A 26,292-nucleotide genomic window follows, 5' to 3' on the forward strand; every position below is an offset into this window, starting at 1 on the left:
GTCCTTCGCGTCGATGCGCCAGCAAGTTACACGCGGTATCTCGCCGCGGTACTTCGCTGCAGTAGTTCGCCGCGGTTGTTCGCAATTATCGGTCATCAGTCTTTCAGGATCGTCAGGCGGCACGCCACCTTGCCGCTCCGCCCATGGCGCAGCCGGCAACCGTCCCTGCCGCACATCCTCGCGGACGCAGCCCTGCTGACCATCATTGCGACGCTTCGCGTGTGTCGACCGGAGTTGGCGCTTTAGCGCTTACTCAAGTCCCAGGTCCGTCCGCGGGCGAGCGCAAAAACTGCGCCGCGCCGCAGCCAGACATCCACACGCTCAGTCCGCCTGCTTGCGCAAGAACGCCGGGATGTCGTACGTGTCGACGCCCTTTTCCTGCAGCGCCTGAACGTGCGAAGCCGCGGTGTCGCGCGACGTGCGCCAGACGGCCGGCGTATCGAGCGCGCCGTAGTCGGCCGTCGAGCCCGCCTGCGTGTGCGTCGTGTACGTCTGCATCGTCGGGATTGGATGGTTGTCCGTGCCTGTGCGCAGCAGCGTCATCGGCGCAGCCGACTGCTGCTTCTTCGCCACGCGGCCAAGGCCCGTCGCGACCACCGTCACGCGCAGTGCGTCGCCCATCGCGTCGTCGTACACCGCACCGAAGATCACCGTGGCGTCTTCCGCCGCGTAGCTCTTGATGGTGTTCATCACTTCGCGGGTTTCCGACAGACGCAGCGAACGGCTCGACGTGATGTTGACCAGCACGCCACGCGCACCCGACAGATCGACACCTTCGAGCAGCGGGCTCGCCACGGCCTGTTCCGCCGCGAGGCGCGCGCGATCGACGCCGGCGACCGTCGCCGTGCCCATCATCGCCTTGCCCTGCTCGCCCATCACCGTCTTCACGTCTTCGAAGTCGACGTTCACGAGACCGTCAACGTTGATGATTTCGGCGATGCCTGCAACCGCGTTGTTCAGAACGTCGTCAGCGCACTGGAAGCACTTGTCCATTTCGGCGTCATCGCCCATCACGTCGAACAGCTTGTCGTTCAGGACGACAATCAGCGAGTCGACGTGATCCTCCAGTTGCTGCGCACCCGTTTCTGCCACGCGCATGCGCTTGCCGCCTTCGAATTCGAACGGCTTGCTCACGACGCCAACGGTCAGAATGCCCATTTCCTTGGCGATCTGTGCCACGACCGGTGCCGCGCCCGTGCCCGTGCCGCCACCCATGCCTGCGGTGATGAACACCATGTGCGCGCCACGCAGTCCGTCGGCGATACGCTCGCGTGCTTCTTCAGCCGCTGCGCGCCCCATCTCCGGCTTCGCACCTGCGCCCAGACCCGTGTTACCGAGCTGGATCACAGCCGACGCACGCGAACGCGAAAGCGCCTGCGCGTCCGTGTTCATGACGATGAAATCGACGCCTTGCACGCCGCGGTTGATCATGTGCTGAACGGCATTGCCGCCAGCGCCACCCACGCCCACCACCTTGATGATGGTGCCGTTGGTTTCGGTTTCCAGCATCTGGAATTCCATGTTGCCTCCGTCAAGAAAGAGATACCGCTCCTCGGCCGTTATCCGGTGGAAGATCGGGCAACCTTCCTCCGCGCGCCAGCCGCCGGCACCAGCGCGTATTCCCATCCAGTTCGTCAGAAGTTGCCGAGGAACCAGTCCTTCATCCGCGTGAAGACCTGCCCCATCGACCCCGACTGCACTGCAACCTTGCGACCGCGCATACGCTGCGAGCGGCCTTCCACGAGCAGGCCCATCGCCGTCGAGTAGCGCGGATTGCGCACCACGTCGGCCAGACCGCCCGCATACTCCGGCACGCCAATGCGCACCGGCTTGAGGAAAATGTCTTCGCCGAGTTCAACCATGCCCGGCATCATCGCGGCACCGCCCGTCAGCACGACACCTGAACTCAGCAACTCTTCGTAACCCGACTCGCGCACCACCTGCTGCACGAGCGAGAACAGCTCTTCGACGCGCGGCTCGATCACAGCCGCCAGCGCCTGGCGCGACAGCGTCCGCGGACCGCGTTCGCCAAGACCCGGCACTTCGATCATTTCGTCCGGGTCGGCGAGTGCCTGCTTCGCGATGCCGTAGCTGACCTTGATGTCTTCCGCGTCGGGCGTCGGCGTGCGAAGCGCCATCGCGATGTCGCTCGTCACCTGGTCGCCCGCGATCGGAATCACCGCGGTATGGCGAATCGCGCCTTCGCTGAAAATCGCAATGTCGGTCGTGCCACCGCCCACATCAACGAGCACGACGCCCAGTTCCTTCTCGTCCTCGGTCAGCACCGCCAGCGACGAAGCAAGCGGCTGCAGGATCAGGTCGTTCACTTCGAGGCCGCAGCGGCGCACGCACTTCACGATGTTCTGCGCCGCGCTGACCGCGCCCGTCACGATATGCACCTTCACTTCCAGACGGATGCCGCTCATGCCGATCGGTTCGCGCACATCCTCCTGACCGTCGATGATGAATTCCTGCGTGAGGATATGCAGCACCTGCTGGTCGGTCGGGATGTTGATCGCCTTCGCGGTCTCGATCACGCGCGCGACGTCGGCCTGCGTAACCTCTTTCTCCTTGATGGCGACCATCCCGCTCGAATTGAAACTGCGGATGTGACTGCCCGCGATACCGGTGAACACGTTGGTGATCTTGCAGTCGGCCATCAGCTCCGCTTCTTCCAGCGCACGCTGGATAGACTGCACTGTGGCCTCAATGTTCACCACGACGCCCTTTTTGAGCCCTTTCGATTCGCTCTGGCCGAGACCGATCACCTCGTAGTGGCCTTCGCCCTTCAACTCGGCGACGACAGCCACCACCTTCGACGTCCCGATGTCGAGGGCGACCAGCAGATCTTTATAGTCTTTACTCATAGCGTGCTCGTTGCGTGTGATGTGCTGTTACTTCTTGCCTGAGGCCGTGTCAGTGATAAAGCGCATGCCGGCCGCTCGAATCGCAAAACCATTCGGATAGCGCAAGTCCGCATATTCGATGTCCTTCCCCCAACGCTGCGTGACCGCTGTCCATGCCGCGATGAGTCGATGCGCGCGCTCCCCGAGTGTGTCCGCGTTGCGCTCGCGGCCAAGCTCCACCTGCGTGCCATTCGAAAGCTTCACGGTCCACGCGTAGCGCGGCGAAAGCGTCACTTCGTCCGGCGTGAGGCCGAGCGGCCCAAACCACTTCTCGAAGTCGTGGTAACGCGCAACCACTTCCTTCGCGCTGCCGTCCGGTCCTTCGAACGCGGGCAGGTCCGTGTCCAGCTCGCCCTGGTTCGCGGTGAAAAGCTCACCGTCCGTACTCACCAACTGATCGCTGCCCCACGTGCCGAGCGGCTTGTACTCCTCGAGGCTCACCGCGAGCGCGTTCGGCCAGACGCGGCGCACGCTCGCGCGGCGCACCCATGGCATCTGCTCGAATGCCTGGCGCGCGGCGTCGAGATCGACCGTGAAGAAGTTGCCTTTCAATCGGCCAACCACGCTTGCACGGACCGTCGGCGCGTTGATGTGGTCGGTGTCACCCCCGATGCGGATCTCGCGCAGCGCGAAATTCGGCCGCTGCACCAGCCAAAGACCGCCGGCCGCCAGCAATGCAAGCGCGAGCAGCGCATGCAACGCATTGGCGAGGAGGTTGAGCTGGCGTACGTTATTCCACATGTCGAGAACGAGATTGTTGCGTGAACTGGGTTAAATCAATTCGTCAGTAAAGGTCCGTTAGTGGCGTCATTCCGTCAGAGTAAGTGCCAGAACCTTCACGACCAGGTCCTGATACGCAATGCCGACCGCGCGCGCCGCCTTCGGCGGCAGCGAGTGATCGGTCATGCCGGGCGCCGTGTTCACTTCCAGGAAATACGGGTTGCCGTGACCGTCGATCATGAAATCCGCGCGGCCCCAATCGGTGCAGCCGAGCACGTCGAACGCGCGGCGCGCGAGCTTCTTCAAGCGCGTCTCTTCCTCCGGTGCGACACCACACGGAATCAGGTATTGCGTGGAGTCGAGGATGTACTTCGCGTCGTAGTCGTAGAACTCGCCGGCGGGCACGATCTTGATGAGCGGCAGGTCGAGGTCGCCCGCGATGCATGACGTGTACTCGCCGCCGCCCTCGATGCTCTTCTCCACCAGCACGATCTTGTCGAACTTCGCGGCCTCTTCGATTGCCGGCACGAGATCGGCTGCGGCCTTCACCTTGATGACCGCAACGCTCGAGCCTTCGCTCGCCGGCTTCACGAAGAGCGGCAAGCCGAGCTTCGCGACGATGGCCGGCGCCTTCGCGGCGTAGTCGTCGCCGCGCAGCACGGCTTCGAACGGCGGCGTGGGAATGCCCAGTTGCTGCCACACGAGCTTGCTGCGGAATTTGTCGAGGCCGAGCGCCGAGCCGAGCACGCCCGTGCCCGTATAGCGGATGCCGTAGAAGTCGAGCGCGCCCTGGATCTGGCCGTTTTCACCGTAGCCGCCATGCAGCGCATTGAACGCGCGCACGAAGCCTTCGTCCTTGAGCGCCGAAAGCGGTCGTTCAGACGGGTCGAAAAGATGCGCGTCGATGCCCGCGCTCCGCAGCGCTTCGCATACGAGCTGGCCGGACTTGAGCGAGACCGCGCGTTCGGCGGACACACCGCCGAACAGCACCGCGACCTTGCCGAATTGTTTGGGATCGATACTGCTCGTCATCTCACACCTTCTGTTCCTGAGCTGCGATCCGACCCGGCACGCCGCCGATCGAACCCGCGCCCATCGTAATCACCACGTCGCCGTCGCGCACCACTGCAGCGAGCGCGTCCGGCATCTCGTCCACCGTCTCGACGAACACCGGCTCGACCTTGCCGGCCACACGAAGCGCGCGCGAGATCGCGCGGCCATCGGCGGCGACGATCGGCGCTTCGCCGGCGGCGTAGACCTCAGTCAGCACGAGTGCGTCGACAGTCGACAGCACTCTCACGAAATCTTCGAAGCAGTCACGCGTGCGCGTATAGCGGTGCGGCTGAAACGCCAGCACAAGGCGGCGCTCGGGAAACGCGCCGCGCGCCGCCGCGATCGTCGCGGCCATCTCCACCGGGTGATGGCCATAGTCGTCGATCAACGTGTAAGTGCCGCCGCCGTTGACCGGGATTTCGCCGTAGCGCTGGAAGCGACGACCCACGCCGTTGAATTCGGCGAGCGCGCGCTGGATATCCGCGTCCTTCACTTCGAGTTCGGTCGCAATCGCAATCGCGGCCAGTGCGTTCTGGACATTGTGCGTACCCGGAAGGTTCAACACGATGTCGAGCGACGGCGCATCTTCGCGCATCGCTGTGAAGTACATCTTGCCGTCGCGCGCAACGACGTTCACCGCGCGCACCTGCGCATCGGACGCGAACCCGTATCGGATGATCGGCTTCGACACGAACGGCAGGATCTCCTTCACGTTCGGATCGTCGACGCACAGCACCGCGATGCCATAGAACGGCAGCCGGTGCGTGAATTCGATGAACGCCTGCTTCAGGCGCGCGAAGTCGTGCCCGTAGGTGTCCATGTGATCGGCGTCGATGTTCGTGATGACTTCGATCACCGGGAAGAGATTCAGGAACGAGGCGTCCGACTCATCGGCTTCCGCGACGATGAAGTCGCCCGTGCCAAGGCGTGCATTCGCGCCCGCGCTGATGAGACGCCCGCCGATCACGAAGGTCGGATCGAGTCCGCCCGCCGCCAGCACGCTCGCGACGAGCGAGGTCGTCGTGGTCTTGCCGTGCGTGCCCGCAATCGCGATGCCCTGTTTCAGGCGCATGAGTTCCGCGAGCATCACCGCGCGCGGCACGATCGGAATGCGACGATGGCGCGCCGCGAGCACTTCAGGGTTGTCGCTGCGCACCGCGGTCGAAACGACCACGGCGTTCGCGCCTTCGATGTTCTCAGCGTGGTGGCCGATCGAGATGCGCGCGCCGAGCGCGGCGAGCCGGTCGGTGACGGCGTTCTTCGTGAGGTCCGAGCCGCTCACCTGATAGCCGAGGTTGACGAGCACTTCGGCGATACCGCTCATGCCCGCCCCGCCGATGCCGACGAAATGGATCTGTTTAACGATGTGTTTCATTGCTTTCCTCCCGGACTTGCGCCCGCTACGGCCGCGCAAATGCTTGCGACCTGATCGGCGGCGTCGGGTTTTGCGAGCGCGCGTGCGCGCCCTGCCATTTCTGCCAGCGATTCTCTGGTTTGTTGCTGCAACCAGTCGGCGAGCGATTCCGCCGTCAGGTCGCGTTGTTGCACCACGCGCGCCGCGCCTTTGTCGGCGAGGAACGCAGCGTTGGTGGTCTGATGGTCATCCACGGCGAACGGGAACGGCACGAAGCACGCCGCCACACCGACCGCCGCAATCTCGGCCACGGTCATCGCACCCGAGCGGCAGATCACGAGATCTGCGTCGTGATAAGCGCGCGCCATGTCGTCGATGAACGGCACGAGCTGCGCGTTTTCGCCCGGCTCGATGCCGGCGTCGATGTAATTCGCCTTCAATGCGTCGATGTGCTTCGCGCCCGCCTGATGCACGACGAACGGACGATCACCCGGCGCGATAAGCGCAAGCGCACGCGGCACGACTTCGTTGAGCGCCGCCGCACCGAGGCTGCCGCCCACCACGAGCAGTCGCAACGGGCCGCTTCGCGACGCGTAGCGCGCATGAGGTTCGTCGACGTGTTCGAGTTCCTCGCGAATCGGGTTGCCGGTCCACTCGGCGTGCGGCAGCGCGCCCGGAAAGGCGACGAGCACGCGCTTCGCGAGCTTCGCGAGCACCTTGTTCGCGAGACCCGCAATCGAGTTCTGCTCGTGCAGCACGAGCGGTGCGCCCGAAACCGCACTCATCACGCCCGCCGGGAACGTAATGTAGCCGCCCATGCCAAGCACGACATCGGGCTTCACGCGAGCCAGCGCCGCGCGGCTCTGCGTGAACGCGCGCAGCAGGTTGAGCGGCAGCATGAGCTTCGTCTTGATGCCCTTGCCGCGCACGCCGCCGAAACGCACGAATTCCATTGGGATGCCGTGCTTCGCCACGAGCGTCGCTTCCATGCCCGCAGGATTGCCGAGCCACACCACACGCCAGCCCCACGACTGCATGCGATGCGCGACCGCGAGCCCCGGGAATACATGCCCGCCGGTGCCGCCGGCCATCACCATGAGTGTGCGCGGCGTGGTCATACCTTGCCTCCGCGCATCAACACCCGGTTTTCATAATCCACACGCAGCAGCAACGCCACCGCGACGCAGTTGAGCAAAATGCCCGAACCGCCGTAGCTCACGAGCGGCAGCGTGAGACCCTTGGTCGGCAGCAGACCGAGATTCACACCCATATTGATGAACGCCTGCGCGCCGAACCACACGCCAATACCCTTCGCGACGAGCCCCGCGAACGTGCGATCGAGCGCGAGCGCCTGGCGGCCGATCTCGAACGAACGACGCACGATCCAGTAGAACAGCAGGATCACGACCAGCACGCCCACAAAGCCGAGTTCCTCGCCGATCACGGCGAGGATGAAGTCGGTGTGCGCTTCGGGCAGATAACTGAGCTTTTCGACACTGCCACCGAGTCCCACGCCGAACCACTCGCCACGTCCGAACGCGATCAGCGAGTGCGTGAGCTGATAGGCCTTGCCCTGGGCGTAACGGTCATCCCACGGATCGAGATACGCGAAGATCCGTTCACGACGCCACGGCGATGCCCACACGAGCACCGTGAAGGTGCCGACCGCCGTCGCAACGAGCCCGCCAAACAGCTTGCCGTTCACGCCGCCGAGGAACAGCACGCCCATCGCGATCGCGGCGATCACCATGAACGCACCCATATCGGGTTCGAGCAGCAGAAGCGCACCCACGACGCCGACCGCGAACCCCATCGGCAGAAATCCCTTGGCGAAGCTGTGCATGTATTCCTGCTTGCGCACCGTGTAGTTCGCCGCGTAAATCGTCACGGCGAGCTTCATGATTTCCGACGGCTGCATGTTCGTGATGCCGAGCGGAATCCAGCGACGCGCACCATTCACGCCCTTGCCGATATGCGGAATCAGCACGATGACAAGCATCACGAGCGAGATGATGAACAGCTTCGGCGCATAGCGTTCCCACGTCGAAACGGGGATGCGGAATGCAATCAGGGCGGCAATCGCGGCAACCACGAGCGAAACGATGTGACGCGCGAGGAACGCGTAGTCGTGATACGAGGCGTACTTCGGCGAATCGGGCATGGCGATCGACGCCGAATACACCATCACGACACCCAGTCCGAGCAACGCAATCACAGCCCACAGGAGCGAGTGATCGTAGTCCAGCATGCGCGAGCGCGCGGGCCGCACGCCGTTGACGACGCTTGCGAGCCCGCCTGCGCGCGTCGAACCCTTCGACGAGGCGCCGCCTGCACCTTGCCCCGAAAGACGCGAACCGAACCGCTCGGACCAGCTCATATCATCGTCCCCCGCTCTGCGGCGATTTCCTCTACCGTGTCGCGAAACACGGCCGCGCGATGGGCGTAGCCCTTGAACATGTCGAAGCTTGCGCACGCCGGCGAGAGCAGCACGACGTCACCCGGCTGCGCGAGCGCCGTCGCGGCGCGCGTGGCGGCTTCGAGCGTCGGGTGATCGTCGATGACGATTCCGGTCGATTCGAGTGCGGTACGGATCTGCGGCGCGTCGCGGCCGATCAGCATCACCGCGCGGCACCAGCGCGCGACGGGCTCGGCGAGTGGTTCGAAGTCCTGACCCTTGCCGTCGCCGCCCGCGATCAGCACCGCGCGCTGCGCGAGGCCGTCGAGCGCTGCGACCGTCGCGCCGACGTTCGTGCCCTTGCTGTCGTCCACATAGTCGATGCCTTCGATCGACGCGATCAATTCCACGCGATGCGGCTCGCCACGGTACTCGCGCAGTCCGTGCAGCAGCGGCGCGGCAGGCAGGTCGATCGCGCGCGCGAGTGCGAAGGCCGCGAGCGCGTTCGCCGCATTGTGCAGGCCGCGGATACGCAGCGCGTCGGCGGGCATCAAGCGCTTGAGGCCGATGTTCACCGGCGCTGCGTCCTGCTGCTTGCGCCGGCGCGGCGAAACGGGTTCGTCAGAGGCGTCGCGGTCGTGCGCTTCCACGAGCCACAGCATGCCGCTTTCGCGCAAGAGGCCATAGTCGCCATCGCGCTGCGGTTCATCGAGACCGAACGTCACCGCGCGAGCAGCGCTATCGGCTGCGGGAGCGAGCTTCATCACGCGCTTGTCGTCGCGGTTGAGCACGCGCGTCGTCTGCGGCCCGAAGATGCGCCCTTTCGCGGCGGCATACGCATCGAGGCCGCCGTGCCAGTCCAGATGGTCCTGCGTGATGTTGAGGATCGCAGCCGCATCGGGTGCGAATGTTTGCGATGTCTCAAGCTGGAAACTCGACAGTTCGAGCACCCAGATATCAGGCAGAGCGGTGTTATCGATCGCCTCGGCGAGCTTGTCGAGCATCGCGGGGCTGATGTTGCCCGCGACGGCGACGCGCTTACCCGCACGCTCGCAGAGCATGCCGGTGAGACTCGTGGTCGTGGTCTTGCCGTTCGTGCCAGTGATCGCAAGCACCTTCGGCGCGTAGCCGTTTTCGCCGAGATGGCGCAGCGCCTGCGCGAAGAGTTCGAGTTCGCCCCAGACTTCGATGCCCCGCTCGCGCGCGGCTGCAATCAGCGGCACGAGGTCGGCGGCGAGCGGCGAGAGGCCCGGGCTGATCGCGACGAGTTCGACGCCGTCGAGCAGTGCGGTCGAAAACGGGCCGCCGATGAAATCGGCGTCGACGCCACGCGCCGCGAGCTCGGGCAAGTTCGGCGGCGCCTCGCGCGTGTCGGCGACGCGCAGGCGGCAACCATGCCGCGCGCACCAACGCGCCATCGCGAGGCCCGATTCACCGAGCCCCAGCACGAGCACCATCGGCTTTTGCCGATCCCGAAACTTCTCGCCAAACATCGCTTGTTTCCCTTTCTTACTCGATGGGACTGCTCAACGCAGCTTGAGAGTGGACAAACCAAACAGACACAGCATCAACGTGATGATCCAGAACCGCACGACCACCTGCGTTTCTTTCCAGCCGGACAACTCGAAATGGTGATGGAGCGGCGCCATCTTGAAGATGCGCCGGCCCTCGCCGTAACGCTTCTTCGTGTATTTGAACCATGTGACCTGCAGCATCACGGAGAGCGTCTCCGCGACGAAGATGCCGCCCATGATGAAGAGCACGATCTCCTGGCGCACGATCACGGCGATGGTGCCAAGGGCGCCGCCGAGCGCCAGCGCACCCACGTCGCCCATGAACACCTGCGCGGGATGCGTGTTGAACCAGAGGAACGCGAGCCCTGCCCCACCCATCGCCGCGCAGAAGATGAGCAATTCACCCGCACCGGGAATGTGCGGGAACAGCAGATATTTCGAATAAACCGAGCTGCCCATCACGTAGGCGAACACGCCGAGCGACCCACCCACGAGCACGACCGGCATGATGACGAGACCATCGAGACCGTCCGTGAGATTGACGGCATTGCTCGCGCCGACGATCACGAAATACGTGAGCGCGATGAAGCCCCACACGCCAAGCGGATACGTCATCGACTTGAGGAACGGCAGCAAGAGGTCAGCACGTGCGGGCAGGCCCATCGAGAAGCCACTGCGCAGCCACGCCATGAAGAGATCGAACACGCGCACGTTGTTCGCCTCGGATACGCTGAACGCGAGATACACCGCCGCGAAGAGACCGATCACCGATTGCCAGAAGTACTTCTCGCGCGACGACATACCGCGCGGGTCCTTGTAGACCACTTTGCGATAATCGTCGACCCAGCCGATCATGCCGAAGCCGAACGTCACCAGCATGACGATCCAGATGAAGCGGTTCGTGAGATCGCCCCAAAGCAGCGTCGAAACTGCGATGCCCATCAGGATCAGCACGCCGCCCATGGTCGGCGTGCCCGACTTCACGAGGTGCGTTTGCGGGCCGTCCGTGCGAACGGCCTGGCCGACCTTCATCGCGGTCAGCTTGCGAATGACCCACGGGCCGCAGAAGAGGCCGATCGCCATCGCGGTGATGGTCGCCATCACCGCACGGAACGTCAGATAACTGAACACGCGCAAGAAGCTTGCGTCATTCTGCAGCCATTGCGCCAGCGCCAGTAGCATGCCTTGTATTCCTTTGTATTTCAGTGCGCGCCGGACGCAGCGTCCGACGCAGGGTTATGCGGATTCGTGAGCGCCGCCACCACACGCTCCATCTGCATGAAGCGCGAGCCTTTCACGAGGATCGTTGCGTGGCTGCCGTAACCGGCTCCGGCCAGCGCGTTCACCAGTTCGCCGACATTGGCGGCATGCATCGCGTTCGCGCCGAATGCGGCCGACGTGTCGCGCGCTGCGTCGCCGAGCGTGTAGAGCGCGTCAATGCCACGCTCCTTCGCGTACGCGCCCACTTCCTGGTGAAACACAGGACCGTTGTCGCCAACTTCGCCCATGTCGCCGAGCACGAGCACACGCGGCGCGGCCTTCGCGGCAAGCACATCGATCGCCGCGCGCACGGAGTCCGGGTTTGCGTTGTAGGTGTCATCGATTACCGTGGCGCCCGCAAGTTCCCCGAGCGCCGCCTGTTTCACCTGCAGACGGCCCTTCACCGGCGAAAACGCCTCTAGCCCGCGGCGAATCGCATCGAGTGAAACGCCCGATGCCAGCGCAGCAGCAGCAGCAGCGAGCGCGTTGTGTGCGTTATGCGCGCCGAGCACCTGCAATTCGACTTCGAGATGACCGTCAGGCGTCGCGATCGCGAGGCGGTTGCCCGTGAGCTTGCCGGTCACCGCAGCCTCCACCGCGCGCTCTTCAGTATGGAGCGCGAAATCGAGCACCTTCGAGCCCGTCGCGGCGACGCGCCAGATACCCGCGTAGGCATCGTCGGCGGGAAACACCGCGACGCCTTCGGGCTTCAGCGCGTGGATCACGCTTGCGTGCTCGAGCGCGACGGCTTCCACCGTTGCCATGAATTCCTGGTGCTCGCGCTGCGCGTTGTTGACCACCGCGACGGTCGGCTCGGCGTACTGCGCGAGCACGCTCGTTTCGCCCGGATGATTCATTCCGAGTTCGACGACCGCGAGGCGATGCGCGCTCGACAAACGCAGCAGCGTGAGCGGCACGCCGATGTCGTTATTGAGGTTCCCGGCGGTCGCGAGCCGTTGTTCAACACCCACGGCCGCCGCGAAGATCGACGCGATCATTTCCTTGACCGTCGTCTTTCCGTTGCTGCCCGTCACCGCCACAAGCGGTAGCGCGAAACGCCGCCGCCAGCCGAGCGCGAGCGCACCGAGCGCCGTGCGCGTGTCGTCCACGCGCAGCGCCGGAATGCGCCAGTCCCCTGGACTGCGCGATACCAGCACCGCACTCACGTGCCGGTTCGCCACTTCGGGCAGGAAATCGTGCGCGTCGAAACGGTCGCCCTTGAGCGCCACGAAGAGATCGCCCGGACCGGTCGTGCGGCTGTCGGTTGAAATACGCTCGAACGTCGCGTTCTCATCGCCGAGCACACTCGCGCCCGGAATCAACGCCGCTGCATCGAGCAGGGAAAGCATCGTCATTCACCACCTCCGCGCCCGTGCGCGACACGGGCTGCGAGAGCAAGCCGTGCGTGGTCCTGATCGGAAAACGCCCGCTTCTTGCCCATGATTTCCTGAGTCGACTCGTGGCCCTTGCCGGCCAGCACGACGACGTCTTCACGCGACGCGCCTCGCACCGCCTGCAGGATCGCGCTCGCGCGGTCCTCGATACGGCGGATCTTCGCGCTCTCGTGCATACCTGCGGCGATCTGGTCGATGATCGCGGCGGGCGATTCGCTGCGCGGGTTGTCGCTCGTCACGACCACCTGATCGGCGAGCCGTTCCGCAATCGCGCCCATCAGCGGACGCTTGGTCGCGTCGCGATCGCCGCCGCAGCCGAACATGCAGACGAGCTGGCCGCCACGCGCCGCCGCGATCGGGCGCAGCGCCTCCAGCGTTTTTTCGAGCGCGTCGGGTGTGTGCGCGTAATCGATGACGACGAGCGGCTCGTCATGTTCGACTCGGCCACCCAGTCGCTCCATGCGGCCGTTCACCGGCTGCAGCTTCGCAAGTTCGCCGAGCGCTGCCACGAACGGCACATTCGCCGCGAGCAGCGCGCCGAGCACGCCGAGCAGATTGCTCACGTTGAAGAGGCCGAGCGTTTCTACCTCGACGTCGGCATCGCCCCAGTCCGACGTCGCGAGATGAAACGCCGTGCCCGTGGCCGTCGCGCGCACGTTCGTTGCGCGCAGCCAGGCATCCGCGTACACGCTATCGACCGGCGCATCGTCAGCGGGCGACTGGACACCGTAAGCGATCGTGCGCGCATGACCGCGCGTCGAGGCGATCAGGCGCTGGCCCGCTGCATCGTCGGCGTTGATCACTGCTGCACGTAGCCCCGGCCACGCGAAGAGCCGCGACTTCGCGGCCTCGTAAGCGTCGAAGGTGCGGTGATAGTCGAGGTGATCCTGCGTGAGATTCGTGAAGATCGCGATATCGAACAACGTGCCATTCACGCGCCCTTGATGCAGCGCGTGCGACGACACTTCCATCGCCACGGCCTGCGCACCGGATTCACGCAGATGTGCAAGGCTGCGCTGCAACTGCGACGCGTCGGGTGTCGTGAAGCCCGTATGAACGAGCTGCCCCGGAAAACCGCTACCGAGCGTACCGACGATGGCGCACTTCTGGCCGATCGACGTAAGCGCCGACGCGACCCACTGGCTGCACGACGTCTTGCCGTTGGTACCAGTCACACCGACCACAAGCATCGCGTCGCTCGGATCGCTGTACCAGCCGCTCGCGATCTCTCCCGCCAGCACGTCGAGCTGCGGCACGGCGAGCGAAATCGACGCGTCAACCCGCCCCGCGAAACCTTCCGGCTGATAGAGAACGGCGCTTGCGCCACGCTCGATGGCTTTGTCGATATGCCCGCGATTGTCCGCCCCCTCGACCGCATACGCGACGAACACGTCGCCCGCTTTGAGCGAACGCGTGTCGGCATGCAGGTCGGCCTGCGGCGAGACGCGCGCGCGCAGCCACGCGAGGGCGTCTGCGATCTGCCGGTGCGCGGGATGCTGGGTGCGCGTGGCGCTCATCGGACGACTCCGGGACGGTTTTTCACGTTATCGGCAACAGCCAGTTGACGGGTTGCCGCAGCGACCTTGGCCGTGGCGGCAGCGCGCTTGACCGGCGACGCGGCGGCGCCTGATGCGGGCGTGTTCGGCGGCGTCGCCTGTGCGCTGTCGTCGGAGACGACGAGCTGCTTGACAGGCATATCGGGCGGCACGTTCAGCGAGCGCAGCGTATCGCCGACGATGCTCGAGAACACCGGACCCGACACCTGACCGCCGAAGTGGCTGCCGGCGGTCGGCTCGTCGACCGATATGGCAACGACGATACGCGGATTCGGCATCGGCGCCATGCCGACGAACGACGCGCGGTACTTCGACTTGTCGTAACCGCGACCCACATGCTTGTACGCCGTACCTGATTTGCCGCCGACCCGGTAACCCGGCACCGCTGCATCCGGCGAGGTCCCCTGCGTCGACACCACGGACTCGAGCATCGTGCGCACTTCGCGCGCGGTGGTCGGCGCGAAGACCTGCGTGCCCGCGACCTGCTGGTCGTCGCCCGGATGCCGGAAGATCGTTACGGGAAGAATCTGGCCATCGTGCGCGATCGCGGTATAGGCGCGCGCAAGCTGGAACAACGACACCGAAAGGCCATAGCCGTATGACATCGTCGCCTGCTCGATACGACGCCAGCTTTTCCAGGGACGCAGACGTCCCGCCACCGCGCCGGGGAACCCGACCTTCGGCGCCTGGCCCAGTCCGATGCTCGTATACATGTTCCACATTTCTTCGGGCTTGAGCGTCATGGCGATCTTCGTCGCGCCGATGTTGCTCGACTTCTGGATCACGCCGCCCACAGTCAGGACGCCGAACGCACTGTCGTCGGTGATCTGCGCGCCGTCCAGCATGAAGCGGCCCGGGCCCGTATCCACCAGTGTAGTGGGCGAAACCCTGTGCAGATCGAGCGCGAGCGAGACCGTGAACGGCTTCATGATCGAGCCCGGCTCGAACACGTCGGTCAGGGCGCGGTTGCGCAGCTGCTCGCCGGTGAGGTGCGAGCGATCGTTCGGGTTGTAGGTCGGATAGTTAACGAGCGCGAGCACTTCGCCCGTTCGCACGTCCACCACCATGGCCGCGCCGGCCTTCGCCTTGAACTTCTCCACGGCGGCCTTCAGGTTCGAATAGGCGATGTACTGGATCTTGCTGTCAATCGACAGGCGCACGTCCTGTCCATCGTGCGGCACGACCTGCTCGTCGAGATCCTCGACCACGTGGCCCATGCGGTCCTTGATGACGTGACGGATGCCCGACACGCCTTCGAGAATCTTTTCGTTGCTGAGCTCGACGCCCTCCTGACCCTCGTCCTCGACATTCGTGAAGCCGATCAGGTGAGCCGTGACCTCGCCCTCGGGATAGAAGCGCTTGTATTCGTTACGCTGATAGATGCCCGGAATGTCGAGCGCCGCCACTTTGGCGGCGACGTCGAGCGGCACCTGGCGCTTCACGTAGACGAAGCTTTTGCCCTCGGATAGCTTCTTGCGCAGGTCGGTCGTCGGCACGCTGAGCAACTGGCCGAGCTGGGTCAGTTTGTCGGCGCCGAGATCGTCGGGCACGTCTTCAGGGATCGCCCAGATGGCGCGCACGGGCAGGCTAGTCGCGAGAACGAGCCCGTTGCGGTCGAGGATTTTGCCTCGCGTGGCGGGCAATTCGACCGTGCGCTGATAGCGGCTTTCGCCCTGCTTTTGATAGAACGCGTTGCCCGGGCCCTGGATCCAGAACGCGCGCGCGGCAAGCGCAGCAAACGCCATGAAAAGCAGAAACACGACGAGCTTCGAGCGCCACATCGGCAAGCGCACGGACAGGATCGGATTCGACGAAAAGGCGACGCTCTTGCGGCTATTGCCCTTTTTCATCGCGTGCCTCCGCGACGGCTGGAGGTAGCGGCCGGGGAGGAGGCCGGTGCCGGCACGGGCACCGGTGCGTCAGAGGCCGTGGCCGCCCCGGGCGCGAGGGTCAGATATTGCGTGCGTCCGGTCGCGACGGGCTGCATCTTGAGCGAGTCGGTGGCGAGTTGTTCGATGCGCGCCGACCTCGACAATGCGCTCTGCTGATACTGGAGCTGTGCGTAGTTCTGCTGCAGTTGACGCTCCTGCGACTGCGCGCGCTGCAACTGGATGAAGAACTGACGCTGCTGATTGGTGGCATTGACGACCGACAACGCACAACCCATCACGACGATCAGCAGGAAGATGTTCAGGCGGCTCATGGCGTAACGCGCTCCGCGATACGCATCACGGCCGAACGGGCGCGCGGGTTCGCCGCGACTTCGGCGTCGCTCGCGAACACACGGCCAAGCAGCTTGAGCGGCGGGCTCGGCAGATCGACGGCACGAATCGGCAGGCGGCGATCGACAGCAGGCGCACTCGCGTGCGCCTGCATGAACCGCTTGACGATGCGGTCTTCGAGCGAATGAAAGCTGATGACCACCAGCCGCCCCCCCCGCTCCAGCGACGTCAACGCCGCTTCTAGAACTACCTGCAACTCCGCAAGCTCTTGATTGACGTGAATCCGTATAGCCTGAAAGGTGCGGGTTGCCGGGTCCTTACCCTTCTCACGGGTTTTGACGACGTTAGCCACGATTTGGGCAAGCTCGCTCGTGCTGTCGAGAGGCCCGAGACGGTCGGATTCTGCCCGGCGAGCAACAAGCGCCTTTGCAATCTGAAAAGCAAACCGTTCTTCCCCATAATCCCGTATCACCTCCGTCAGTTCCTGCACCGTGGCCCGCGCGAGCCAGTCAGCGGCAGACTCGCCGCGCGTCGGGTCCATCCGCATGTCGAGCGGGCCGTCCGCGCGGAAACTGAAGCCGCGCTGCGGGTCGTCGAATTGGGGCGACGACACGCCAAGATCCAGCAGCACTCCCGACACACGCCCTACCCCACGCGACGCCAGAGCATCGCCCAGAGAAGCAAAGCTTTCGTGCACGATCGAGAAACGCGAGTCCTCGATCGTCGCGGCCGTTGCAATCGCCTGCGGGTCCTTGTCGAACGCAATCAGGCGCCCGGCTTCGGACAGCCTCGCGAGAACCGCGCGGCTGTGCCCGCCACGCCCGAACGTGCCGTCCACATAGACGCCGTCCGCACGCGTGACGAGTGCATCGACCGCTTCGTCGAGCAGCACCGTGCGATGCTGCAATCCTTGTCCCATCGCAGATGCCATAGCTCTTTAAACCGCGATCAGAACGTGAAATTTTTCAGGGCGTCGGGCATGCCCTGCGCCATCGCGGCCTGTTCCTTGGCCGCGTACGTCTGCGCATCCCACAACTCAAAATGACTACCCATGCCAAGCAGCATGACTTCCTTTTCCATTCCCGCTGCGAGACGCAATTCAGGTGAAACGAGTACGCGACCCGCACCGTCGAGGTCGACATCGGACGCATTGCCGAGAAAAATGCGGCGCCACCAGTGCGCATCCATTGGCAACCCGGCAACCTTCGCGCGGAATACTTCCCATTCGGGGCGAGGAAAGAGCAACAGGCAGCCGTCCGGGTGCTTGGTAATCGTCACCCGCCCTTCTGCCTGTTGTTGCAGCGCGTCCCGATAGCGCGACGGAATCGACATCCGTCCTTTCGCATCGAGTGTTAGCGCTGACGCCCCCTGGAACAATTTGCTCCCCCTCACCCGGGACCGCTCGTCGCCTGTCCCAATTTAAAAAAATTTACCCGAACTGACACTCGAAATCACACGAAAATACACTTTCTCACACTGTCTCCCACTTTAGAGTAACGCCCCACGAGGGTCAAGGGACGCGGGGTGTTTTTTAACGAGATTTGCCCTTTAGAACAAAGACTTAGCGGCACTTCTGAAAGTCGAATGAAAAAACAAAAACTGTTATTAATTAATGCACTAACGCAGGTTGTGAAGGTGATACGTGAAAAGCGGAGGGAAAACCGCGAGCAGAGTGGGATTCGGCGGGGACAAAAGCGCGGGACAAGCCAAACGGACTAGTGTGCTGAAAACCGGGGCGGCGCAGTGCGCCACCCCAATTGAATGCATTAAATGTAATACGCAGTACGGGTCATCACCTTCGATGCTGCACGCATCAGCGAACGCACCGGCAGCGGCAGCTCGGTGCCGCCTGCGTCCGTTGCCGCCTTCGCGTGAGCGATTTCGTCGACGCGCATCTGCTCGACGATCGCACGCGACTCGACGTCGGCGGCCGGCAGGCTTTCGAGGTGGCCGTCGAGATGATGCTCGACCTGCCGCTCGGTCTCAGCCATGAAACCGAGACTGACCTTGTCGCCGAAACGGCCGGCAGCGAGACCGATTGCGAGCGCCCCCGCATACCAGAGCGGATTGAGCAAACTGGGACGCGACTCGAGCGCCTGGAGGCGGCGTGCTGTCCACGCGAGGTGATCCTCCTCATCCAGCGCGGCCTGTCCAAAAGACGCCTTGAGCGTGGGCGAACGCGTGGCCAGCTTCTGCGCCTGATAGAGGGCCTGAGCGCAAACCTCGCCAACGTGATTCACGCGCATCAACCCGGCGGCATGCGCACGCTCAGCCTGCGTGAGTTCCGTGGCGGCCTGCGGGGCGCCTTCGGCGGATTCGCTCGCCGCCGGCAACGCGGACGGCATCGGCATAGGCCGCGTCATGCGGGAAACGCCAGTGATGGAGCGCAGGCCCCGGTCAAATTCGGTAATCAACTCATCAAGCGTCATCCAACCTCCCTTTCGATGCACAAGCGTCGGGCGAATAACAGGCTGTCTTTCGCCGATACAAGAACTTCCACAGCGCCGTCAATCAGGGGCAGCGCTGATATTAACCGCATATTTTAGACCATGTTGTGTAAACGAAACATGTACTTAGAAGCGGCCGGATTTCCCCTTTGTCCCAGTTAAGCGGTTTGTTACATTAGGGTGAACTTCTCGCGAAGTTAATTTACTTGCAGGGCCCCATATCCAACAAAAATCGGCCCTGATTAAAAAGATACGCAAATACTGGAGACACCTTCACAATGAAGAAGTCGCTTCTCGCACTCGCCGCACTGGGCACGTTCGCCGGTGTCGTTCACGCACAAAGCAGCGTCACCCTGTACGGCATCATCGACCAGGGCGTCAACCTCGTTACGAACGTCAAAACCGCTACTGGCAGCGCTCACCTGTACAACATGTCGAGCGGCGTCATGCAAGGCAGCCGCTGGGGCCTGCGCGGCGCCGAAGATCTCGGTGGTGGCCTGAAGGCAGTCTTCGTGCTCGAAAACGGCTTCGATCTGGGCACCGGCGCAATCGGCCTGGGCGGCCTGCTCTTCGGCCGCCAGGCGTATGTCGGCCTGAGCAGCTCGCAGTTCGGCTCGGTCACGCTGGGTCGTCAGTACGACTCCGTCGTCGACTACATCGGACCGCTGATCGCAGCTGACCAATGGAGCGGTTACATCGGCGCCAAGCCGGGTGACCTCGACAACTTCAACAACGCTTTCCGTACCAACAACGCCATCAAGTTCACGAGCGTGAACTACTCTGGTCTGCAGTTCGGTGGCATGTACAGCCTGGGTGGCCAGGCGGGCAACTTCACGCAGAACCAGACCTGGTCGTTGGGCGGCAGCTATAACAACGGTCCGCTGTCTCTTGCCGCTGCCTACCTGAATGCACGCACGCCGTCGAATGCCGGCGGCCTGATGGGTAACAACACCTCGACGTCGACGCCTGGCGCGATCAAGTCGCCGGTGTATTCGGGTTTCATCAACGCGAACACGTACCAGGTGATCGGCGTAGCCGGCAACTACACGTTCGGTGCTGCGACGTTTGGCCTGAACTACTCGAACGTCAGCTTCCGCAACCTCGGCGCGAACGGAACGACGAACTTTGAACGCGGCACGAACGCTACGTTCAACAACGCCGAAGTCAACTTCAAGTACCAGTTCACGCCGGCTCTGCTGGGCGGCCTCGCGTTCGACTACGTGGACCGCGGCAGCGTCGCGAACGCGAACGGAACGAGCACGGGCAGCGCGAAGTACTTCCAGTACCAGATCGGCACGGACTACTTCCTGTCGAAGCGCACGGACGTCTACGTCATCGGCATTTATCAGCACGCTACGGGCACGGACTCGACCGGAAACGCTGCGGTCGCTGCGATCAACAACCTGACGGCATCGAGCGGCCCGAACCAGTTCACGGCGCGTGTCGGCATCCGCCACAAGTTCTAACAAGAAGAGTCGTTTCACTCTCAAAGGCGCCTCCGGGCGCCTTTTTTCTTTGCCTTGGCGGCGCGCGGTGCCGGGCCTTCCGGATCGCACGCACTGACGAAACGTGGACGGGCAGCCTATGAGCGAAACGGCCCGATCGGCTTGCGCTGATCGGGCCGTTTCTGCGATGGCTGGAAATACGATGGTGGCCGGTCGCCGGCACCTCAAAAGGCGCGGCGCCGGGCGTGGCGCTCAAGCGTGGCTGTCGCGCAGTTGCCGACGCAGGATCTTGCCGACGTTACTCTTCGGCAACTCGCTACGGAACTCGACGATCTTCGGTCGCTTGTAACCCGTGAGCTCCTTCTTGCAGAAGTCGAGGACGTCCTTGTCGGTGAGCGCCGGGTCCTTCTTGACGACGAAAAGCTTCACCGCCTCACCCGAGTGCGCGTCGGGCACGCCCACCGCGGCCACCTCGAACACACCGGGCAGCTTCGCGACGACATCCTCGACTTCATTCGGATAGACGTTGAAGCCCGAGACGAGAATCATGTCCTTCTTGCGGTCGACGAGTTTCACGTAGCCGCGCGCGTCCACCACCCCAACGTCACCCGACTTGAAGAAGCCATCCGGCGTCATGACCTTTGCCGTTTCGTCCGGCCGCTGCCAGTAGCCCGCCATCACCTGCGGCCCGCAAATACAGATCTCGCCCGCTTCGCCGATCGGCAGTTCGTTGCCTGCATCGTCGCGGATGGAGATTTCGGTCGAGGGCATCGGCAAGCCGATCGTGCCGGTGTATTCGGTCACCGTCGCCGGATTGCACGCCACAATGGGTGACGTTTCAGAGAGACCGTATCCCTCGACGATCGGCGTATGGGTCTTCTCATACCAGCGCTTCGCAACGGCCTCCTGCACCGCCATGCCGCCGCCAATCGCGACCCGCAGCTTCGACAAGTCGAGCTTGCCGAAGTCCGGATGATCGAGCATCGCGTTGTAGAGCGTGTTGACCGCGGGGAACGTCGTAATCGCGTAGCGGTGCAGCTCCTTGATCATGCCCGCGATGTCGCGCGGGTTCGGAATCAAGATGGTGAGGGCGCCCGTGTGCATCGACAACAGGCCGCACACGGTCAGCGCAAACACGTGATAGAGCGGGAGCGCCGCCACCGTCACCATCTGTGCGCCGGCCGGCAGGTCCACCATGCCGGGTTCGGTCCACACAGCCGATTGCAGCACGTTCGCGATCAGATTGCGATGCAGCAGCGTCGCGCCCTTCGAGACGCCGGTCGTGCCGCCCGTGTATTGCAGAAACGCGACGTCGTCTCCCGTCTGATCGACAGGCTTGAATGCCGACGGGGCATTGGCAGCGATCGCATCCCTGAAGCGCACGTGGCCCGGCAGGGTCCACGCGGGCACCATCTTCTTGACGCGACGTACGACGAAATTGACGAGACAGCCCTTCGCACCGAGCAGATCGCCCATCGAGGCGACCACGATATGCTTGACGCTGGTGTTGGCGACGACCGCATCGAGCGTCGATGCAAAATTTTCGAGGATGACGATCGCCTCAGCGCCGCTGTCCTTCAGTTGATGTTCGAGCTCACGCGGTGTGTAGAGCGGATTCACGTTCACGACGACATAGCCCGCGCGCAAGATCGCAGCCAACGCGATCGGGTACTGCAGGACATTCGGCATCATGATCGCGATACGCGCGCCACGCGCGAGTCCTCGCGACTGGAACCAGGCCGCAAGCCGACGTGAAATGTCGTCAAGCTGGCCGTAAGTAATCTCCTTGCCCATGCACGCAAAGGCGGGCTTCGTCCTGTAAGTGCTGAAACTCTCCTCGAGCAGCGCCGTAATCGACGCATAGCGGCCCGGATCGATTTCCGATGGAACGCCGGGGGGATACGATTTCAGCCAGACTTTTTGCATGCCGGGTCGCCTCCAAAATTTTCGAATGGTCGTGCTAAAAAGTCGATCGTAGCACGGAAGCGTCCGGTTTTAGCCCGCAAATCAGCAAGTTAGAAACTCGGCTCGAACGGACGCCGCACGCGAAAAAAGGCGTACGGGTGCTGGCGCCGGGTTCGGCGTGTGTACTGGCCTCGGTCCGGATCAGACGCGTTCGACTTCGACAAGACAGTCGTAGAACGTCGCCGAGCCACCCAGGTCGGTCAACGCCTGGCTGGTGACCTCGTTGGCGTTGCGGCCGTCCGCGGACAACTTCTTCCACCAGATCGACAAGCCGACTACGAGGCCCTCGCGTGCGCGGTCGCTCACGCGTGCGCGCGCGCGCATCGAGCCGCGATCGTTGAAGACGCGTACTTCGTCGCCATCCGCGATGCCGCGGCTGACCGCGTCGGCGGGATTGAGGTCGACATGCGGCTCGCCTTCGGTCGCACGCAGGCTTTCGATATTCACGAACGTGCTGTTGAGGAAATTGCGCGCGGGCGGCGAGATCATCGCGAGCGGATAGCGGGCCGCGAGTTCGGGCGCGCCGTCCGCCGACTCATACGGCGGGATGTAATCAGGCAGTGGGTCAAGACCCATTTTCGCGAGCGCGTCGCTGTAAAACTCGCACTTGCCCGACGGCGTGCGAAAACCGCCATTGGCGAACGGGGCATCGGCAACGTTGAGCTTCGCCCAGCCATTCGCCTTCAGCGACGTCCAGTCGATGCCCTCGAACACCGGATCGTCCCAGTGGAACGCTTGCGCTGCCACGTCTTCGTCTGCCTCGAAGAGCGCAGGCTCGGTCAAACCCATCTTGCGCGCGATCGTCCGGAAGATTTCCGTGTTTGGGCGCGCCTCGCCCACCGGGGCGAGCGCGGGCAGATTCGCCATGACGTACGTATGGCCGTATGACTTGTGTACATCGAGGTGTTCGAGTTGCGTCGTCGCGGGCAGCAACAGATCGGCGTAGTCAGCCGTGTCGGTCTGAAACTGCTCGAGCACAACCGTAAAGAGATCCTCACGCGCGAAGCCCGCCGCAACCGTACGTGAATCAGGCGCGACCGCCACCGGATTCGAGTTGTAGACCACCATTGCCTCGATCTTCGGGCCGAACGCGGCATCGCCCGCATGCGTGAGCGCATTGCCAATCTGGTTCATGTTGATCACGCGCGGCAAGCGCTTCGGCCAGCCGGGGATCAGATCGGGACGCTGGAGTGCGTTTGCGTCGATGTTCGCCCATCCCGAGGACGAGAGCAGCACGCCCCCCGCGCGCTCGCGCCATGCACCGGTGAGCGCGGGCAAGCAGGCAATGGCGCGCACGGCGTTGCCGCCGCCGCGCACGCGCTGCAATCCGTAGTTCATGCGGATAGCCGCTTTGCGTGTGGAGCCATAGAGACGGGCAAGATCAACGACGACCTGCTCGTCAATACCGCAGATTTCGGCCACACGCGACGGCGTATAGGTGAGCGCACGCGCCTTGAGCGCCTCGTAGCCGTGCGTATGCGCAGCAAGGTAATCGTGATCGAGCCGGTTCTCGGTAATCAGCACATACATCATGCCGAGCGCGAGCGCACCATCCGTGCCGGGCTTTAACGCGATGTGCTGGTGACACTTCTCCGCAGTCAGCGAGCGGTACGGATCGATAGCGATCAGCTTTGCGCCGTTACGCTTTGCATCCTGAGCTCGCGTCCAGAAGTGCAGATTCGACGCAATCGGGTTACCCCCCCAAATCAGGATTACTTCGCTTTCGGCGAAATGCTCCATGTGCATGCCGACGCTGGATCCATACGTATAGCGCAGGCCGGCAGCCCCCGCTGCGGCGCAAATCGTGCGATCTAGCCGTGACGCGCCGAGCTTGTGGAAGAACCGCTGGGCAATACTGTCGCCCTGCACGAGCCCCATGGTGCCCGCGTAGCTGTACGGCAAAATCGCCTCGGACGCGCGTGCCGCGATTTCGCCGAGCCGCGACGCCGCGATTTCGGTCGCCTCTTCCCAGCTAATCGGCTCGAAACGCCCTTCTCCCTTGCGGCCTACGCGCTTCATCGGCTGGGTCAAACGCATTGGATGATGTACGCGCTCGGCATAGCGGCTCACCTTCGTGCAGAGCACGCCCTGCGTCGGCGGGTGATCGGGGTCACCCATAACCTTGATCGCGCGGCCGTCTTCGACGGTCACGCGCATCGCGCACGTATCGGGACAATCGTGAGGGCAAACCGCGCGTGCGAAATCGGCTGATGCGTTCATGGGGACTAGTTCAAATCAAAGAGGTGTTTCGGTGTTGCGATTTTAGTATGGTCGGGGCAGCGCTCTCGCGCGCCCATGCGGTCTCGCAAAAAAAAGGCGTGGGCGTAGAATGATTAGTCCCGACCCGGTTCGATCCCGGATGCTCAACTGCTAACGCACCGTCCGCCATGAAACTGATCCCGGAAATCCAGTCCGCCCACGGCGAAATCCAGACACTCCGACGAACGATTCACGCGCACCCCGAACTGCGTTATGAAGAGACCGGCACGTCCGAGCTCGTCGCGTCGAAGCTGACCGAATGGGGGATCGAGGTGCATCGCGGGATGGGTAAAACCGGCGTGGTCGGTGTACTCAAAAGGGGCAATGGCACGCGATCGGTTGGTCTGCGCGCCGACATGGATGCGCTGCCGATCCACGAACAGAATTCGTTTGAACATCGCTCGCAGAACGAGGGAAAGATGCATGCATGCGGGCACGATGGCCATATGGCGATGCTGCTCGGCGCCGCGAAGTATCTCGCGAAGCACGGTCAGTTCGATGGGACGGTGGTGTTTATCTTCCAGCCCGCAGAAGAGGGTGGCGCGGGCGCGAAAGCCATGATCGAAGATGGGCTCTTTGAGCGTTTTCCGGTCGGTGCCGTCTTCGGTATCCATAATTGGCCGGGAATGCCGGCTGGGCACTTCGGAGTGACCGAAGGCCCGATCATGGCGTCGAGCAACGAATTCCGGATTGTGATCAATGGCGTCGGATCGCATGCTGCGCTGCCGCATTATGGACGCGATCCTGTGTTCACTGCGGTTCAGATCGCCAATGGACTACAAAGCATCATCACGCGCAACAAGAAGCCGCTCGACACTGCGGTGCTGTCAATTACGCAGATTCACGCCGGCGATGCGATGAACGTCGTGCCGAATGAAGCGTGGTTAGCCGGAACGGTCCGCACCTTTACGACACAGACGCTGGATCTGATCGAATCGCGGTTGCGCAAAATCGCTGAAAGCACAGCCGAGGCCTATGAGTGCTCAGTCGAAGTGACCTTCCACCGCAACTATCCACCGACGGTGAACAGCAGCAAGGAAACGCAGTTTGCAGCGGAGGTGATGCGAGAGGTAGTTGGCGAGCAGCGCGTTAACGCCAACGTCGAACCGACTATGGGCTCCGAGGATTTCTCGTTCATGCTGCTCGAGAAGCCGGGTTGCTACGCGTTTCTGGGTAACGGGGACGGCGGTCATCGCGATGCGGGCCACGGCGCGGGGCCATGCATGTTGCACAACGCGAGTTACGACTTCAACGACCAACTGTTGCCGGTTGGCTCGTCATATTGGGTGCAACTGGCGACGAAATTTCTTGCACAGGGATAGTGTGTCCTGATTCCAGGAGCGAAAGCCGTCCTTCGGGACGGCTTTTTATTGCGGCTTCCGTTTCCGGTTTCACGGCGCGACCGGCAGGCCCAGCGTCCCGGGCTTGCGCCGCGGTACGTCCGCTACGGTCTTGCGCTTCAGCGTATCGCTCCGGAGTGGCTTCACCGGCGCATAAACGCCGAAACCCCGGCGCTCTTTCGGAGACACCGGGGTTTCGAACTTTACAGCATAAGGAGCCTGACGATTACCTACTTTCACACGGGCAATCCGCACTATCATCGGCGTGGAGTTGTTTCACGGTCCTGTTCGGGATGGGAAGGGGTGGGACCAACTCGCTATGGTCATCAGGCATGACGGGTTGCTGCGTCGCATTTATGGTGCGCCACAGCCAATCGGGAAGAAGCGTAAAGAGTGTGTGTTGCTGAATTGGGGTTGTGTTGTTTCAGGCACAACACGTGATCTCAACCTGTACGCGCTTCT

At 63.3% G+C, this 26,292-nt stretch carries 20 protein-coding genes and 1 rRNA gene; 2 read left to right on the forward strand and 19 right to left on the reverse strand.

Annotated features, from left to right (window positions below; translation table 11 throughout):
* Window positions 1–321 precede the first annotated feature (321 nt).
* The 16 genes from ftsZ to coq7 form a co-directional block, all read right to left on the reverse strand.
* The gene (gene ftsZ / locus L0U80_RS13085) at window positions 322–1,521 is read right to left on the reverse strand and encodes a cell division protein FtsZ (protein WP_233865933.1); all 1,200 of its coding nucleotides are present in this window, start codon (window positions 1,519–1,521) and stop codon (window positions 322–324) included.
* Between the two features lie 113 nt (window positions 1,522–1,634).
* On the reverse strand, window positions 1,635–2,867 hold the full coding sequence (gene ftsA / locus L0U80_RS13090; RefSeq protein WP_124153602.1) for a cell division protein FtsA: 1,233 nt from the start codon (window positions 2,865–2,867) through the stop codon (window positions 1,635–1,637).
* Window positions 2,868–2,894: 27 nt separating this feature from the next.
* A complete protein-coding gene (locus L0U80_RS13095; protein WP_233864723.1) occupies window positions 2,895–3,647 on the reverse strand; it encodes a cell division protein FtsQ/DivIB in 753 nt (250 codons plus the stop codon).
* Window positions 3,648–3,713: 66 nt separating this feature from the next.
* The gene (locus L0U80_RS13100) at window positions 3,714–4,658 is read right to left on the reverse strand and encodes a D-alanine--D-alanine ligase (RefSeq protein ID WP_233864724.1); all 945 of its coding nucleotides are present in this window, start codon (window positions 4,656–4,658) and stop codon (window positions 3,714–3,716) included.
* 1 nt (window position 4,659) lies between these two features.
* Window positions 4,660–6,054: a UDP-N-acetylmuramate--L-alanine ligase gene (murC, locus tag L0U80_RS13105; protein WP_233864725.1), complete on the reverse strand. Its 1,395-nt coding sequence runs from the start codon at window positions 6,052–6,054 to the stop codon at window positions 4,660–4,662.
* Complete coding sequence (gene murG, locus L0U80_RS13110; RefSeq protein ID WP_233864726.1) at window positions 6,051–7,151, reverse strand: undecaprenyldiphospho-muramoylpentapeptide beta-N-acetylglucosaminyltransferase; 1,101 nt, start codon at window positions 7,149–7,151, stop codon at window positions 6,051–6,053. Before murG ends, murC begins: the two co-directional genes overlap by 4 nt.
* Window positions 7,148–8,410 carry a putative lipid II flippase FtsW gene (ftsW, locus tag L0U80_RS13115; RefSeq protein WP_233864727.1) on the reverse strand — a complete coding sequence of 421 codons (1,263 nt, stop codon included), beginning with the start codon at window positions 8,408–8,410 and terminating at the stop codon, window positions 7,148–7,150. The genes murG and ftsW overlap by 4 nt, the downstream gene beginning before the upstream one ends.
* Complete coding sequence (gene murD, locus L0U80_RS13120) at window positions 8,407–9,921, reverse strand: UDP-N-acetylmuramoyl-L-alanine--D-glutamate ligase (RefSeq protein WP_233864729.1); 1,515 nt, start codon at window positions 9,919–9,921, stop codon at window positions 8,407–8,409. The genes ftsW and murD overlap by 4 nt, the downstream gene beginning before the upstream one ends.
* 33 nt (window positions 9,922–9,954) lie before the next feature.
* The gene (mraY, locus tag L0U80_RS13125) at window positions 9,955–11,124 is read right to left on the reverse strand and encodes a phospho-N-acetylmuramoyl-pentapeptide-transferase (protein WP_233864731.1); all 1,170 of its coding nucleotides are present in this window, start codon (window positions 11,122–11,124) and stop codon (window positions 9,955–9,957) included.
* 20 nt (window positions 11,125–11,144) lie between these two features.
* Window positions 11,145–12,557 (reverse strand): UDP-N-acetylmuramoyl-tripeptide--D-alanyl-D-alanine ligase, encoded by a 1,413-nt coding sequence (locus tag L0U80_RS13130; RefSeq protein ID WP_233864733.1) that lies wholly within the window; start codon window positions 12,555–12,557, stop codon window positions 11,145–11,147.
* Window positions 12,554–14,113 (reverse strand): UDP-N-acetylmuramoyl-L-alanyl-D-glutamate--2,6-diaminopimelate ligase, encoded by a 1,560-nt coding sequence (locus tag L0U80_RS13135; protein ID WP_233864735.1) that lies wholly within the window; start codon window positions 14,111–14,113, stop codon window positions 12,554–12,556. The genes L0U80_RS13130 and L0U80_RS13135 overlap by 4 nt, the downstream gene beginning before the upstream one ends.
* Window positions 14,110–16,002 (reverse strand): peptidoglycan D,D-transpeptidase FtsI family protein, encoded by a 1,893-nt coding sequence (locus L0U80_RS13140; RefSeq protein ID WP_233864737.1) that lies wholly within the window; start codon window positions 16,000–16,002, stop codon window positions 14,110–14,112. Before L0U80_RS13140 ends, L0U80_RS13135 begins: the two co-directional genes overlap by 4 nt.
* A complete protein-coding gene (ftsL, locus tag L0U80_RS13145; RefSeq protein WP_233864739.1) occupies window positions 15,999–16,355 on the reverse strand; it encodes a cell division protein FtsL in 357 nt (118 codons plus the stop codon). The genes L0U80_RS13140 and ftsL overlap by 4 nt, the downstream gene beginning before the upstream one ends.
* Complete coding sequence (gene rsmH, locus L0U80_RS13150; protein WP_233864741.1) at window positions 16,352–17,305, reverse strand: 16S rRNA (cytosine(1402)-N(4))-methyltransferase RsmH; 954 nt, start codon at window positions 17,303–17,305, stop codon at window positions 16,352–16,354. Before rsmH ends, ftsL begins: the two co-directional genes overlap by 4 nt.
* Window positions 17,306–17,322: 17 nt before the next feature.
* Complete coding sequence (mraZ, locus tag L0U80_RS13155) at window positions 17,323–17,751, reverse strand: division/cell wall cluster transcriptional repressor MraZ (protein WP_124153589.1); 429 nt, start codon at window positions 17,749–17,751, stop codon at window positions 17,323–17,325.
* 389 nt (window positions 17,752–18,140) lie between these two features.
* Entirely contained in the window at window positions 18,141–18,803 is a 663-nt protein-coding gene (gene coq7, locus L0U80_RS13160) for a 2-polyprenyl-3-methyl-6-methoxy-1,4-benzoquinone monooxygenase (protein ID WP_233864743.1), read from the reverse strand.
* Window positions 18,804–19,099: 296 nt separating this feature from the next.
* On the opposite strand from coq7, the gene L0U80_RS13165 reads away from it, so the two are divergent.
* Window positions 19,100–20,287 carry a porin gene (locus L0U80_RS13165; protein ID WP_233864745.1) on the forward strand — a complete coding sequence of 396 codons (1,188 nt, stop codon included), beginning with the start codon at window positions 19,100–19,102 and terminating at the stop codon, window positions 20,285–20,287.
* Window positions 20,288–20,518: 231 nt separating this feature from the next.
* Here L0U80_RS13165 and L0U80_RS13170 read toward each other — a convergent pair whose 3' ends face one another.
* Window positions 20,519–22,192, reverse strand: coding sequence for a long-chain fatty acid--CoA ligase (locus tag L0U80_RS13170; protein ID WP_233864746.1), 1,674 nt, complete (start codon window positions 22,190–22,192; stop codon window positions 20,519–20,521).
* A 180-nt stretch (window positions 22,193–22,372) separates the two neighbouring features.
* Window positions 22,373–24,451, reverse strand: coding sequence for a molybdopterin-containing oxidoreductase family protein (locus tag L0U80_RS13175; RefSeq protein WP_233864748.1), 2,079 nt, complete (start codon window positions 24,449–24,451; stop codon window positions 22,373–22,375).
* 167 nt (window positions 24,452–24,618) lie between these two features.
* On the opposite strand from L0U80_RS13175, the gene L0U80_RS13180 reads away from it, so the two are divergent.
* Entirely contained in the window at window positions 24,619–25,812 is a 1,194-nt protein-coding gene (locus L0U80_RS13180; protein WP_233864750.1) for a M20 aminoacylase family protein, read from the forward strand.
* A 235-nt stretch (window positions 25,813–26,047) separates the two neighbouring features.
* Here L0U80_RS13180 and rrf read toward each other — a convergent pair.
* Window positions 26,048–26,161, reverse strand: a 5S ribosomal RNA gene (gene rrf / locus L0U80_RS13185).
* Window positions 26,162–26,292: the final 131 nt, after the last annotated feature.

The sequence above is a fragment of the Paraburkholderia adhaesiva genome (assembly GCF_021390575.1).
Taxonomy (GTDB): domain Bacteria; phylum Pseudomonadota; class Gammaproteobacteria; order Burkholderiales; family Burkholderiaceae; genus Paraburkholderia; species Paraburkholderia adhaesiva.